This is a genomic window from Pseudoalteromonas marina (genome assembly GCF_000238335.3).
Lineage (GTDB): Bacteria > Pseudomonadota > Gammaproteobacteria > Enterobacterales > Alteromonadaceae > Pseudoalteromonas > Pseudoalteromonas marina.
Genome location: NZ_AHCB03000005.1, coordinates 810,792 through 825,456, shown reverse-complemented (window position 1 = coordinate 825,456; position 14,665 = coordinate 810,792). Strand labels below are relative to the sequence as shown.

12 protein-coding genes are annotated in these 14,665 nt (G+C 40.1%); 6 read left to right on the top strand and 6 right to left on the bottom strand.

Annotated features, from left to right (window positions below; translation table 11 throughout):
- Positions 1–211: 211 nt before the first annotated feature.
- Both PMAN_RS03880 and PMAN_RS03875 read right to left on the bottom strand, forming a co-directional pair.
- A complete protein-coding gene (locus PMAN_RS03880) occupies positions 212–1,540 on the bottom strand; it encodes a putative bifunctional diguanylate cyclase/phosphodiesterase (RefSeq protein ID WP_242032454.1) in 1,329 nt (442 codons plus the stop codon).
- 427 nt (positions 1,541–1,967) lie between these two features.
- Positions 1,968–3,149 (bottom strand): FAD-dependent monooxygenase, encoded by a 1,182-nt coding sequence (locus PMAN_RS03875; protein WP_033034951.1) that lies wholly within the window; start codon positions 3,147–3,149, stop codon positions 1,968–1,970.
- A gap of 244 nt (positions 3,150–3,393) precedes the next feature.
- Between PMAN_RS03875 and miaB the strand changes: the two genes are divergently transcribed.
- The 5 genes from miaB to lnt are packed head-to-tail and all read left to right on the top strand — an operon-like array spanning position 3,394 to position 8,853.
- Positions 3,394–4,842: a tRNA (N6-isopentenyl adenosine(37)-C2)-methylthiotransferase MiaB gene (gene miaB / locus PMAN_RS03870; RefSeq protein ID WP_010556002.1), complete on the top strand. Its 1,449-nt coding sequence runs from the start codon at positions 3,394–3,396 to the stop codon at positions 4,840–4,842.
- 51 nt (positions 4,843–4,893) lie between these two features.
- Positions 4,894–5,952 carry a PhoH family protein gene (locus PMAN_RS03865; protein ID WP_006793414.1) on the top strand — a complete coding sequence of 353 codons (1,059 nt, stop codon included), beginning with the start codon at positions 4,894–4,896 and terminating at the stop codon, positions 5,950–5,952.
- A gap of 4 nt (positions 5,953–5,956) precedes the next feature.
- On the top strand, positions 5,957–6,415 hold the full coding sequence (gene ybeY / locus PMAN_RS03860) for an rRNA maturation RNase YbeY (protein ID WP_006793413.1): 459 nt from the start codon (positions 5,957–5,959) through the stop codon (positions 6,413–6,415).
- A gap of 22 nt (positions 6,416–6,437) precedes the next feature.
- Positions 6,438–7,322 (top strand): CNNM family magnesium/cobalt transport protein CorC, encoded by an 885-nt coding sequence (gene corC, locus PMAN_RS03855; RefSeq protein ID WP_006793412.1) that lies wholly within the window; start codon positions 6,438–6,440, stop codon positions 7,320–7,322.
- Positions 7,303–8,853 carry an apolipoprotein N-acyltransferase gene (gene lnt, locus PMAN_RS03850; protein ID WP_010556001.1) on the top strand — a complete coding sequence of 517 codons (1,551 nt, stop codon included), beginning with the start codon at positions 7,303–7,305 and terminating at the stop codon, positions 8,851–8,853. Before corC ends, lnt begins: the two co-directional genes overlap by 20 nt.
- Before the next feature lie 42 nt (positions 8,854–8,895).
- Here lnt and PMAN_RS03845 read toward each other — a convergent pair whose 3' ends face one another.
- Both PMAN_RS03845 and PMAN_RS03840 read right to left on the bottom strand, forming a co-directional pair.
- On the bottom strand, positions 8,896–9,738 hold the full coding sequence (locus PMAN_RS03845; RefSeq protein ID WP_422613657.1) for an alpha/beta hydrolase: 843 nt from the start codon (positions 9,736–9,738) through the stop codon (positions 8,896–8,898).
- A 33-nt stretch (positions 9,739–9,771) separates the two neighbouring features.
- Positions 9,772–10,785, bottom strand: coding sequence for an RDD family protein (locus tag PMAN_RS03840; protein WP_010555999.1), 1,014 nt, complete (start codon positions 10,783–10,785; stop codon positions 9,772–9,774).
- A 326-nt stretch (positions 10,786–11,111) separates the two neighbouring features.
- Here PMAN_RS03840 and PMAN_RS03835 point away from each other — a divergent pair, with 326 nt between their 5' ends.
- Positions 11,112–11,636: a CIA30 family protein gene (locus PMAN_RS03835; protein WP_010555998.1), complete on the top strand. Its 525-nt coding sequence runs from the start codon at positions 11,112–11,114 to the stop codon at positions 11,634–11,636.
- Positions 11,637–11,685: 49 nt separating this feature from the next.
- On the opposite strand, the gene PMAN_RS03830 is transcribed toward PMAN_RS03835, so the two are convergent.
- Both PMAN_RS03830 and PMAN_RS03825 read right to left on the bottom strand, forming a co-directional pair.
- Complete coding sequence (locus PMAN_RS03830; RefSeq protein ID WP_010555997.1) at positions 11,686–12,162, bottom strand: BamJ family beta-barrel-assembly machinery protein; 477 nt, start codon at positions 12,160–12,162, stop codon at positions 11,686–11,688.
- Between the two features lie 2 nt (positions 12,163–12,164).
- A complete protein-coding gene (locus tag PMAN_RS03825) occupies positions 12,165–14,603 on the bottom strand; it encodes a Lon protease family protein (protein WP_010555996.1) in 2,439 nt (812 codons plus the stop codon).
- Positions 14,604–14,665: the final 62 nt, after the last annotated feature.

Below are 14,665 nucleotides of genomic sequence, written 5' to 3'. Positions count from 1 at the left end.
TTAAGATCAGTCGCTAAACACCTCGTGATATAAATGTACTGAAGCTGATTGAAAAAATAATACGTTTAATAATTTAATTCTGTAAATAAAAACACTGCTGATTCATAGTGAAAATTGAGTTACTTAGTCGTTTTATTAAAAATCTCAATACTACTAACATCAAGTTTAGTCTCATAAATTTTATTACGCATTGCTATTACTACATAATGCTTTAGCTGCCTTTATTTAAGTATTTCTCTATAAAGCGCCCTAAAGGTAGTGGCTTGCTAAAATAATAGCCTTGAAGGAATTCACAATTCATTGATTTAAGTGCTTCTTGTAGCTCCTTCGTTTCGATTCCTTCTGCAACCACATTACAATTGAGCCTATGTGCTAAAAATAACGTCGATTCTACAATTGCATAATCAGCTATTTTAGTAAGCATATTATTAATGAAAGACCGATCTATTTTAATTTGATTTATAGGTAGCTCTCGCAGTAAAGATAAGGAAGAAAACCCGGTACCAAAGTCATCTACACTAAATTCAAATCCACGACTGTTAAGTTTATACATCATTGCTCGAGCAGCCTCCAAGTCAGTCATCATTGCACCTTCTGTAATTTCAAAAACAATGTAGTTACTTAACGTAGGGTCCTCTTTAAGGAGCTCTTCTATAAACTGCACAAAGCTCTCACTTTCAAGGTCTCGTGTTGATAAATTTACGTGCATGGTGCCAGTAAAACCTAACGATTTTAAACGCTGTAAATTTTTTATTGTTTCAATTACAACCCATTGAGTGATATTAAGAATCATCCCCGTACGCTCAGCCACTTTGATAAATTGATCAGGAGTAATAAACGAACCGTCCTTCTGCGGCCACCTAATTAATACTTCTGCACCATGTATTTCGTCAAAACGAGTGCAAAATATTGGCTGAAAATAAAGCTCAAATTCATGGTTTATAAGGGCGCTTTTTATTTTTGTAGTCATATCAAGAAAGTTATCAGCCCTTTCACTCAATCCTTCAAAATAATTAACAAATAACTGCTGTGTGCTTTTAGCTTCAAGTAAAGCTAAATCTGCATTTTTAAATAACTCATTGGCATAAAACGCATCTTGAGGATATGAGCTAACGCCGACTTTTAGCTTTAACCATACTTTTTGCGCACTAATTAAAAAAGGCTCTTCAACAGAACCCTTTATAACGTCTATACAATCATAAATATCTTGCTCATTTGCTGAATCTAAAATTAACGCAAATTCATCACCGCCAATTCGGTGCAGTTCACCTATGTTTAATAAATTTAGATTTAATGTTTTGGAGAATATGCACAACAATTCATCTCCTAAGCTATTACCGTAGAGCTCATTTACACGTTTAAAATTACTTAAATCAAATAAAAATAAACTAAATGGTTGCTCATTATTAATATGCTGAATCAATAGATTAAAAAAACATTTGCGATTAGGGAGGCTTGTTAAGCTGTCATGCTCTGCTAGGAATCGTTGATGATTTTCAGACTTTTCTATTTCTAAAATACTTTTTAAGCTGAGGCGCATTATTAGAAATACAAAAATACCCCCTCCTAATAAAATGAGTGAGATACTAATTAAGACCAAGTTATCTAAAGTGTTATTTGCAAAATAATGTAATATCCAACAATACCCAAAAATAAATAAAACAACTAAAGCAAGAAGTAAACTCCATGCCATATTTTTAGTCTTTTTGCATATTGTTATTATTGGCTGAATGCTAAAACCTAAAAGCAAAATACCTAATAAGATTACAATTAATAAACTTTCCATAGGCCCTCAAGCTAAAGACTTCTTATTACTTGAGTATGGCAAATATACGTAAAAGGGAAATAAAATTAGGATTAAGAGCTTTAAAATAACTTTTAAGCTCTCATTTTAAGGGCTGAATAGTCAAAGGATTACAAATTGGTTTAATGAGTAAAATACATATCTTAAATGTAAACGCATATTCTTAGCTAAATTCACCGCTAATTGCGTACTTTAATACCCAGTTTTTTACCACCCCAGTATTGTTAGCCATTTTTAAAAATTGGCTACGCGCCCATTTTAGTGGGGCTATTTGGTTTGAAAAACCAAAATAGCAGGCATCCATCATACTCATCATTAATAAGTTAGCTTTTCGGCGAGTGCGTTCGTACTCTTGCAGCTTTAACGCGCATCCGACGTCGGTTGCATCATTTAATATAGTGGCTAAGGCGACCACGTCCTGGAAACCCAAGTTAACGCCCTGCCCAGCCAATGGATTAATAGTGTGCGCAGCATCGCCTACTAACACCAAACGACCATAAGAATAATTATTAGCATGTTGACGAGTAATTGGAAACACAGCATGACTTTGCACTTCAAAATCGCCTACAAGGCCAGGGAACTTAGCCAAAATATGACTTTTTAATTGTGCTCCATCTAATCCTTTAAATGTGTTTAATGTGTTGGCATCGTCATACCAAATTAAATTAGCGTAAGGTGCTTGCATAGGTAAAAAAGCCAACGGGCCTGATGGCGTAAATTGCTGCCATGTCTTTATTTGTTGAGGCGCGTCCAATTTAATAAGTACGCCCATACATTGCTGCTGGTACTGCCAACCGGTTACACCAATATTTGCTTTAGTTCGTAATTGTGATTGTCCGCCATCGGCTGCAACCACTAAGCTTGCGGTATAACGTTGCTCGCCATATACCAAGGTAATCGAATCGGCATTTTGTTCAATTTTACTAACAACCTGTTTTTGCTCGATGACTTCAATATCGTATTGCTCAAACTGCATCCATAAACTGGCTTGTATTAAACTGTTTTCGATTAAGTGGCCCAAATGCGTGGTATTAATGTCGGCGCAATCAAATAACAATTTATCGTCGCCGCGTTCAAAAGCTTCTAACTGTTGGTATGGCGCAATCCGGCCTTTTCTTAAAATGGGCATAGCCCCTAAACCATCGAGTAACTTTTCAGAAAAACGATTAATAGCCGATACTCTTATATCAACGTTGTCATTACTCAAAACATGAGGCGGATCGATTAGGTGTTTTTCGATAATGCGCACTGACTTACCCTGTTGTGCTAATTTTATTGCCATTGCCGCACCAACCATGCCGCCGCCAACCACTATCACATTATTTTGAGTCATGTTTTTCATCATTTTGTTAATACGTTAATCTATTTTAATTGTACCGTAACTCACCGCTATAGTGCGAGAGTATATAACTATCAAGCTATTAAACTCGTCTGAGTTTGATTTGAGATCACAAACATGAAAACTATACTTGGATCTGGGCGGGTATCCAGCTAAAATACGCGTCCTTTAAGTGAGCAAGCTTGCTCCTTAATTCTGTTTCAAGCACATATTTGTGCCATTATCGAATTGAACACGAGGCTAAATTTCAATGAGCAAAAAGCTGCATATCAAAACCTGGGGTTGTCAGATGAACGAATACGACTCTCAGAAAATGGCTGAACTTTTAGATGCCACCAATGGCTACCAGCTAACTGAAGATGCAACAGATGCCGACGTAATCTTACTTAACACCTGTTCAATTCGTGAAAAAGCACAAGAAAAAGTATTTCACCAATTAGGCCGTTGGAAGTTGTTAAAAGACGACAAGCCAGAGCTAATTATTGGTGTAGGCGGTTGTGTTGCCTCTCAAGAAGGTGATTCTATTCGCCAGCGAGCTCCATTTGTAGATGTTATTTTTGGCCCACAAACACTGCACCGTTTACCTGAAATGATTAAGCAAGTGCAAGGTAATAAAGGTTCGTCAGTTGTTGATATTTCGTTCCCAGAAATTGAAAAGTTTGACCGCCTACCTGAGCCAAAAGCTGAGGGCCCTTCTGCGTTTGTATCAATAATGGAAGGGTGTTCTAAGTATTGTACCTTTTGTGTTGTACCTTATACCCGTGGCGAAGAAGTTAGCCGCCCAGTTGATGACGTACTCCTTGAAGTGGCACAACTTGCAGAGCAAGGCGTGCGTGAAGTAAATCTATTGGGGCAAAATGTGAACGCATACCGTGGTGATACTCACGATGGCGACATTTGTTACTTCTCCGATTTAATTCGATTAATTGCTGCAATTGATGGTATTGACCGTATTCGTTATACAACATCGCATCCAGTAGAGTTTACACCAGATATTATAGATGCATATGCTGACGTACCAGAGCTTGTAGATCACTTACACTTACCGGTACAAAGTGGCTCTGACCGTATACTAAACCTAATGAAACGCGGCCATACGGCACTTGAATACAAATCAACAATTAGAAAGCTGCGTAAAATTCGCCCTAACTTAAGCATGTCGTCAGATTTCATCATCGGGTTCCCGGGAGAGAGTAAAGCTGATTTTGAAGCCACGATGAACCTTATCAACGATATTGGGTTTGATATGAGCTTTAGCTTTATTTACAGCGCACGCCCTGGTACGCCTGCTGCCGACTTACCAGACGACGTAACTGAGCAAGAGAAAAAAGAACGCTTATACCTGTTACAGAACCGTATTACACAAATGGCACAGCACATTAGCCGCCAAATGTTCGATACAGAACAGCGTATTTTGGTTGAAGGTCCATCGAAAAAGAATCCAATGGAATTACGCGGTCGTACCGAGAATAACCGTGTTGTTAACTTTGTTGGTCCACATTCGGTGATCGGCCAGTTCGTTGACGTACGTATCACTGAAGCACTGCCTAACTCTTTACGTGGTGACTTAATTCGTACAGAATCAGAAATGAACTTACGACGCGATATCGCTCCATCAGCTATTTTAACCAAAGCAGCAAGCAGTGAGCCAAAACCAGAGACTGTTAACGAGATTGGCGTAGCTACTTTCGTTCCTTAGTCAATATACCTAGCGCCAGTAAATACTGGCGCCGTTCTATAGGAAGCAATTTTGAGTAATCAGTTAAAAACATTAGAGATTTATTTAGAACCTGCCGATAACAAACGCCTATCTTCTTTATGTGGCCCGTTTGACGAAAACATCAAACAAATTGAACGCCGCCTAGCTGTTGAAATTATTCACCGTGACAACTTTTTTAAAGTAACGGGAAAACTACTCAATAGTGCCTCTGCGGTCGAAATCTTAAAAAATCTATATGTTGATACTCAACCTGTACGCGGTGTTATTGGTGAAATAGAACCTGATAATGTTCACTTGGCAATTACAGAATCTAAAGCCCTAGAGCAAGATGCTTCAAGCAGTGCATACGGCAAAGAAATGGTTATAAAAACGCGCCGTGGTGTTATTAAGCCCCGAAACGACAACCAAGGCCTTTACGTTGCCAATATATTAAATCACGACATTACTTTTGGTATAGGCCCTGCTGGTACAGGTAAAACCTATCTAGCAGTAGCTGCCGCAGTTGATGCCCTTGAGCGACAAGAAATTCGTCGTATTTTGTTAACGCGCCCCGCTGTAGAAGCTGGTGAAAAGCTTGGTTTTTTACCTGGTGACTTAAGCCAAAAAATTGACCCATACCTGCGCCCGCTTTACGATGCGCTATTCGAGATGCTCGGTTTTGAAAAAGTCGAAAAGCTAATAGAAAAAAATATCATTGAAGTTGCACCCCTTGCTTATATGCGTGGTCGTACATTAAACGATGCGTTTATTATTTTAGATGAAAGTCAAAATACCACAGCAGAACAAATGAAAATGTTTTTAACCCGTATAGGGTTTAATTCAAAAGCGGTGATCACTGGTGATATAACCCAAGTTGATTTACCGCGCGGTACACGCTCTGGCCTACGCCATGCTATAGAAGTGCTCGATAGCGTAGATGAAATTAGTTTTAACTACTTCAAAGCACACGATGTAGTGCGCCACCCTGTTGTTGCGCGCATTGTTGAAGCATACGAGCGTAACGATGAGAGCGAGCGCTTGAAGCGAATTGAAAAGCAAAAAGCAAAAGACGAGCTAGCTGCTCAACTTAACTCTACTACTAAAGAGTAATACTTTGACAACCGAACTTGATTTACAAATAGCCTGTGAGTTTGACAACCTCCCTAGTGAAGCCCAATTTGCATTATGGGCTGATAAAGCGTTAAGCCAATATCGTGATGAGTCAGAACTCACCATAGTAATTAGCGACGAAGCGCAATCACAACAACTTAATAACGACTACCGGGGTAAAAACAAACCCACTAACGTATTGTCGTTTGAATTTGAAGCGCCACCAGGAATAGAGCTTCCCCTTGTTGGTGACTTAGTTATTTGCCCAGCCATTGTATTGGCTGAAGCAGTGGAGCAAGAGAAGTCATTTCATGACCACTTTGCCCACATGGTCATTCATGGGTGCTTGCATTTACTTGGATTTGACCATATAAAGAGTGAAGACGCTTTGCAAATGGAAAGCATAGAAAAGCAATTACTTGCAGAGCTAAATATAGCAGACCCATACCGGGACGAAATTTAAATTAACGGAGCAATTAGACGCAATGAGCGACGGTAACTCGCAATCTAGCCAGGGTTCTTCTGGCAAAACGTGGTTGGGTAGAATAACCCAAATGCTGCAAGGGGAACCCCAGAATAGAGAAGAGCTGGTCGAAGTGATTGCCGATGCGCAAGAACGAGACGTAATCGATCCAGAAACAAAAGAAATGATTGAAGGTGTGCTTAGTGTATCTGAGCTTAAAGTGCGAGACATAATGATCCCGCGCTCACAAATGGTCACTCTTGAGATCGACAGCCCGCTTGAAGAGCTAATACCCATGATGGTTGACTCAACTCACTCACGCTTCCCTGTGGTGATTGAAGACAAAGATCACGTAGAAGGTTTTTTACTTGCTAAAGATTTGCTGCCGCTTATCTTAAATAAAGACGAGCATTTACCTTCAATACGCGATTACTTACGCCCTGCCATGGTCGTACCTGAGAGCAAACGTGTTGACACTCTGCTTAATGAATTTCGTCAGCAACGCTATCATATGGCTGTCGTTATTGATGAATACGGCGGTGTATCGGGACTCGTTACAATTGAAGATATTCTTGAAACCATTGTTGGGGAAATAGAAGACGAGCACGACGAAGAAGAAGAACAACAAGATATTCGTCAACTTGCAAAACACGTTCATGTTGTTCAGGCCTTAACGCCAGTAGATGACTTTAACGAGCACTTCAGTACAGGGTATAGCACAGAAGAAGCCGACACTATTGGTGGCACCGTTTTACATGCATTTGGCCATATGCCTAGCCGTGGTGAAACAATAGACATAGATGGTTACCAATTTAAAGTAACCAATGCCGACAATCGTCGTATCTTGCAACTGCAAGTCACCGTTCCTAAGGCTGATGACACCGACAGTGAAGAAACTGCTAACTAGACTGACCCTATTAGCAAAAGATATAAAATCATGGCTCGCATTTATTGCGGGCCTTATTTTAACTTTTAGCTACTCCCCTTTTGAAATTTGGCCAATTGCATTTATTAGTATTGCAGCTGTCATTTTTTGTATTAATCCAAACAATACCGGAAAAGCCCATGCGAAGAATGCCGCTAAATATGGTTTTATATTTGGTTTAGGCTGGTTTGGTGCAGGTATTAGTTGGGTACATGTGTCTATAGCTACCTTTGGCGGTATGCCGCTTGTAGCCTCTTTTTCGTTAATGGCACTATTGTGCGGCTACTTAGCGCTTTATCCCGCCTTAGCGTTCTACTTAACAACTCGTTTTGCCACCAGCACAAATAGCTTTGGTTTGCTGCTTATTAGCTTTTTTGCTCTGAGTGAATATTTACGGGGGGTGGTCCTTACCGGGTTTCCGTGGTTAAGTTTTGGGTATACCCAAACCGATGGACCATTAAATATACTGGCCCCTTACATTGGTGAATTTGGATTGACTTTAGTATGTATTGCCATTGGCTTTGCACTGTACCGGATAACACAAAAAGACATAAAGACCCCGCTGGTTACGCTTACTGTATTTACTGTTTTGTGTATTGGTTCGCGTGCAACAAACACCGTTGAGTACTCAGGTAAATCAATGTCGACTTTACTAGTACAAGGCAATATAAAGCAGCACCTTCGCTTTGAGCCGAGCGAGTTTTGGACCACCATGAGCAAATACCAAGACATGACTCGCCCACATTGGGATGCTGATTTAATTGTTTGGCCTGAAGCCGCAGTTCCTGAAATAGAAGCCCTTGCCGACAGCTACTTAGCTGGGCTAGATAGCGCAGCCTCATTTAATGAAACCGCCCTTATTACGGGCATTGTTGACTACCAAATCGATACTAAAGCCATATTTAATACACTTATAGTTCTGGGTAACAAAGAGCGCGGCGACGAGCACGGCCATTATGAATACCTCAGTAAAAATCGCTATCAAAAACACCAGTTACTGCCGATTGGAGAATTTGTACCGTTTCAAGATATTCTGCGCCCAATCGCGCCTTTGTTTGATTTACCTATGTCCTCATTTTCACGAGGCGACAGAATACAAAACAACTTGCGCGCCAATGGCTTTAATCTGCTCCCTGCTATTTGCTTCGAAATAGTATTTGCCGATTTAGTACGCGGCAATTATAAAACTAACTCAGATATATTATTTACTGTCAGTAACGACGCGTGGTTTGGTCAATCAATTGGGCCATTGCAACACATGCAAATTGCCCGCATGCGTGCCCTTGAGTTACAACGCCCGCTGGTACGTGTTACCAACAACGGTGTAAGCGCCGTATACGACCCGCTAAGCAATACACAACAAACCATGCCACAGTTTGAAGCCGCTGTATTAAAAGCCGATGTAAAATTGATACAAGGTAATAGTGTGTATAGCCAATATGGCAATGTGTTTGTATGGGGAATTGTGGCGTTATTGGGGATTGGTGGAGTTGGGGTAAGGTTTAGAAATTAATATAAGCGTAATAGCTGTCAGCAGTCAGCTATCATTTTTGATCTATAAATAAACCAACAACTCCTTCAATCCATAATACCAGCTAAGTGCAGCAACGGTACCGTGTGTTTCGTTTTCAAAGTAACGCTGTTTTACTGTTAATTTTTTACTTGGGTGATTCCTTAATTTATCTGCAAACGCCAATCCCCACTGATAATTTGTTTTACCTATATCACCAAATGCTGTTGCGTTATTCGCAAAGGTAAAATACACATTCCCTGCCATCTCTTTATTTTCAAGTTGATTATTTTTAAAGTAACGGTTTAAATAATTATTATCCCAAATGTAGGTAGCATCAATTATTAAGTAATCTGTAAATAATGTGTGATTAGTCAACAGTACGTAACTTGCAAACAAGCCACCAAAAGACTCACCAATTAATACCCGCTTATTTGATGTTCGGTAGTTTTTATTAATATGTGGAATAAGTTCTTTTTCAAAAAATGCACTGTAATTTGCGGCATTGCCGATATTTTCAAACCTTTCTAATAATTTACCCTTAAACGTCCAATCAACATTGGTAGGTGTAAAGTCGCGCTCTCTTATTGCGTTTTGGCTGTTAGGAATAGCTACAATAATAGCTTGCTGTATTTGTTGCTCTAAACGCTCTGTACTTAGCGCTTCTACCAGCCCTGCAACTGCTTTTAAATGTGTGCTATCACCATCAAGTAAGTAAACTACAGGGTATGTTTTATCAGTATTTTGGCTATAACTAGGTGGTAAGTAAACGCTATAAAATCGCCTCTCTTTTAAAATTCGAGACTCTATATGATCATTTTTTGCTAATAAAACCGACTCGGAAGCACTTGCACTGATTGCAAAAAATAAAGTGATAATCGTCAACATTAAAAACTTCACTTGCGTACCTATAACTATTAATTATTTAGCTTTTACGGTTTCTTCTACTGTTTCTATATTCACAATTTGCTTTACGCTACCTTGTATAACCACAGTCGCTGATATTTTATCTTGAATGGCTTGCCTATTTGGGTCCCAATACACTTGTAAAAAGCCTAGCAACCCAGTGGCAAAACCTGCGCCGTAACCACCGTAGCGGCCAAAACAATCAAGCAAACCAAGTGGTTCGCCATTTAAGGCAACAACACGTATATTGCACACCTTCTTACCGGGAGTTTGACCACGCCAAAGTAATGAAAATAGCGTAAAGTAAACAGCAGCCCACCCAAAACCTAAGCCTAAGTCTTGAATAATACCTTTGCCCCACTGCAAAATACTGTTTGTAGTTGTTTGAGCAGGTTTTTCTTCTATTAATTGTGCAGGCTTTATTTCGTTATTTTCACTGAGCACTAATAATTGTAAAAGTGCTCTAGCAAGTTGTGGGCTTTGAAGATCGTCCATTTCTGCTAACTTGGGTACTTGTCCTATCAAATTATCAAGCGCATTTTGTTGGCAAGACTGCTCACAGCTCTCGTCTACTACTTCAATTAAATAGGCGTTTACACGGTGTTTTTCTGACTCAGTAAGCTGTATTTCGTCTTCTATTTTTACACCTTGAATAACTGAGGCGATTTCACTGTTATCGTCTTCTAAGTAGTCTATGCCAATTGAAAGCACTGCAAGAGCGCTTACAAATAAAATACTCGCTGCCATTATTTTTAATATTCTTCTCCATACACTCGACATTTTAGGAAGGTATTGCTGCGCGGTGCCTTTATAAAAAGCCATAGCAGCAACAAACGCAATTAAGGTGGCGCTAAGCTTTGCAGCTATAAATATTAGGGCAGCATCTATTACTATTGCTAAAGCTCGTTTAAGAGGTGTTGCTAGAGGAATGCCTAACAGAGCGTTATCAACTTTAAATGCATAAGGGGTAATGACTTCTCTAGTTTCGGTTTTAGATAATTCTAATTGTTCTATTTCTTTTGCTTTCATTTTAATTCTTGTTATTAAAATAGGTAACGCGTTTAACTTACGCGCTTTTTATTTTTTGCTCAAGCTAATTCAAACAAGCGCTATTTACTGTTTGTTGCCTTCAAGGTGAAGGTAAAAGGGTGAGCGGGACGCAGAAGCTTTACTCAATTTTTATTTAGCCCACTAAGTTGCCAACTTTGCGCAGCGACTAAATAACCCTAGATTTCACATATTTTATCCTTAAAAGCCAGCAAGCCCTGCGCGTTATTAATAAATTAGTTTAGGTTAAGTGAACAATTTATATGTGTGAGCGTATTAGTTAATCAAAGCCTTTAGGAGCAACCCCAATGACCACTAAACAATTAGCCTCTCTTTTTATATTTAATACTTTGCTGCTAAGCGCAGAGGTTAACGCCAATCAGCGTTGGTACGTTGTAAACGATTCGGTCATGGGGGGCGTGTCTAATAGCCAAGTAAGCCATACAAAAGAGGCATTGGTATTTGAAGGTAATGTATCGCTTAAAAATAACGGAGGGTTTGCTTCTATCCGCACTGAGCTCAACACACAGGGCCAAAACGCAAATACTATTAATTTACGTGTTAAAGGTGACGGTCAAACGTATCAACTAAGGCTGCGCACATCCAACTACCTTGATGGACCTGCGTATACACACTCATTTAAAACAATAGAAAATGAATGGACTAACATTAATTTTACCCCAAGCGATTTTACGCTTACTTTTCGTGGTCGTACGCTAGCCCAGCAACCAGTGATTGATTTTAGTGATATTAGACAACTTGGTTTTATGATTGCAGGAAAACAGGCGGGAAAATTTAAGCTTGAAATAGCACACATTGAATTTGCAGGTTAGTACGTCATGCTCACTTTTAATCGGTTAAAAGTGAGCAAACACGGTAACTTTATGACTCTATTGCAAGCAATTCTACTTCAAAAATAAGCAGTGATGCTGGTGGAATGCTCCCTACCCGCTTTTCGCCATAAGCCAATTGGTGCGGTATATAAAACTGAAATTTGTCTCCCGGGCTCATTAACTGTAACCCCTCGGTCCACCCTTTAATAACTTGGTGTAAACCAAAGCTGATAGGTGACTTGCGCTCTACTGAGCTATCAAACACAGTGCCGTCGATGAGTGTACCGTGGTAATGCACATTGACCATACTTGTTGGGCTAGGTGTGTTGCTGTTTTCTCCTTTGTGCAATACTTTATATTGCAGGCCAGATGCAGTTTCCAATACACCATCTACTTTAGCGTTTGCCACTAAATAGTCGCTTTCAATTTGCGCATTAGCAATCGCCTGTTGTTTGGCTTTTTTACTATTTTTAAATATTAAAACGCACAAAATAGCGATCACAACCGCCAAAATAATATTGATCATAATTAGTTTTTCTCTTCTTCTCGTTTTTCGTTTTCTAGCTCGTCATCCGCATCGTCTTCGTTATCGCCATTAACAATATCGGCAATCTCTTTTAAACGCGCAAGTGCGATGCCGTTTACTGAACTTTCAGGGTATACATCGTCGATGAGTTCGCCCGCTTCAATATCCATCAGTAAATTTAGCGCCTGATCGACCGTCTCTACTGCGTAAATATTAAATTTACCTTGCTCTACTGCGTTGAGTATTTCGTCGTCTAAAACCAAATTAACTTGGTTTGACTTAGGAATAATAACGCCTTGCTCACCCGTTAAGCCGCGCATTTTACACAGCTTAAAAAAGCCTTCTATTTTTTCGTTTACACCACCAATGGCTTGTACATCACCATGTTGGTTTATAGACCCCGTAAGCGCAATTGATTGGCTTATTGGTAAGCTTGTAATAGCCGAAATTAACGCGCAAAGCTCTGCCAACGAGGCGCTATCGCCGTCTATGTAGCCATAGCTTTGTTCTATTGCAATGTTTGCGCTGAGCGTAAGGCTAAATTGCTGAGCATATTTATTACCTAAATAACCAGTAAGTAACATCACGCCTTTAGAGTGAATAGCTTTACCCAGTTCTGCTTCGCGCTCTACGTCTATTACGCCATCAGCGCCGGCGTATACCGTGGCAGTAATTCGCGCCGGTGTACCAAACGACGTGTCACCAATGTGCAGTACCGTTAAGCCATTTACTTTACCAATGGCTTGTCCGGTTGTAGCAATTAACGTGTGGCCTTCTTTGATATCACTGAGCATATTTTCACTAATTTGACCGGTGCGGTATTGCTTACCCTCAATGGCTTCATCAATATGATGCGCATCAATAACCGTTAGCTTATCTTGTTTTGCGTAGTAACTTGCCTCAGCCACCAGCTCTAACACATCAGCAAAACGCGCTGACAGCTTATTATGATGCTCAGCTTGGCGATAACTAAATTTAAGCAATCTCACCATAGCGGCTTGCGTTGTAGTGCACTTAAGCGTTTTTTCGCAGTACTCTGTCACTTTAGTAATAAACTGATACTGTAACTTATCACTGCTTGGTAAGTAGTAATCAAAATCAGCTAGTACTCTGAATAGCTCTGCGAATTCTTCATCGTATTGACCTATGGTGTAATACAAATCGCGCGAGCCTAATAAAATAATTTTTACATCAAGTGGGATCAGTTGCGGGCGAAGCGTAAAGCTCGTGCCTACTGTACTATCTTGATATGGTAAGTCATTTTTAATTTGGTGCATTTTCAGCGATAACTTTAGCCCATCCCACACCTGTGGGTTAGCCATTACTTTTTCAGCATCCATTATCAAATAACCGCCATTTGCACGGTGTAATGCACCGGGCTGAATTGAGCGGTAGCTGGTGATTAGTGTACCTTGTGAAGTGGCATACTCTATTTTGCCAAATAAATTACCAAAGGTAGGGTTAGGCTCGTACACCACGGGGGCTGCATCGTCTTCTTTAAACTCGACTAAAATATTGGGTGCAAAAAAGTCAGTGAGCATGCCTTTACGATCAAAGTCTTCTTTATTTTCTTCGTTTTCGTCTTCATCGTCTAGCCATTCAAGTACAGCATCTATAATTTCTACACGTATGTCTTTTAAATAGCGAAGCACGCCAATATGTGTGGCGTATTTATGTTCTAAATCTTTTAACAGTGGTTTAGTTGCTTGCTCAGCGGTCGACTTTTTAAGGTTGCGGAGTTTTTCTTTAGATTCACGTTTCCAACGCGGCAACTCTATCAGTGCTTCAATTAACGCATCTTCTAGTTTTTCTATTTTCTCAAAAAACTCTTCGCGAAGTTCATCTTCTAGTTCTGCAAACTCGCTATCACTCAACTGCTTACCATCAATAAGTGGCGCAAAGCCCACTGAGCTTTTTTCTTCAACAAGTGCAACGCTTTGCTCAAGCGCAGCCACTTCAACGGCGGTAATTGCGCTGTCGTAAGCATCATTAAATTCACGATCAATTGATTTTTTCTTTCGCTGATAAGCAGGGTTATCAAATGCGGCTGGAAACGTGTCGAGCACTTCGTCTAAAAATGAGTCTATGTCGTCACTCAATTGCTTGCTTTGCCCTGCCTGCATAAACAATGCTATTGGCTCGCGATGGTCGTCGTAGTTATTAACATACAACCATTCGTTTGGGGTTACTCGGCCTTTGGCATGTTGTTTTAGTTTGTCCTTGACGAGTGTGTAACGCCCATGTGCGGCTTCGCCCATAACGTAAACGTTATAACCAGGTAATTCCATCCCCAGCGAAAAGTCCAGCGCACTTTGTGCACGTTGTTGCCCAATAAAATTGAGTTGCTCTGGGTAGGGATTATTCATGCACGTCAGTACGTGATTAGCAGAAATACTAGGTGCAAGCGTTGATACAGGTAGTGGCAGCAGTTTTTTCGTCATTCTAACTTCTTTATATACCAGCATAATCGCTGGCTTTTGGGCGTATTAAGTGGCCAGCAGCC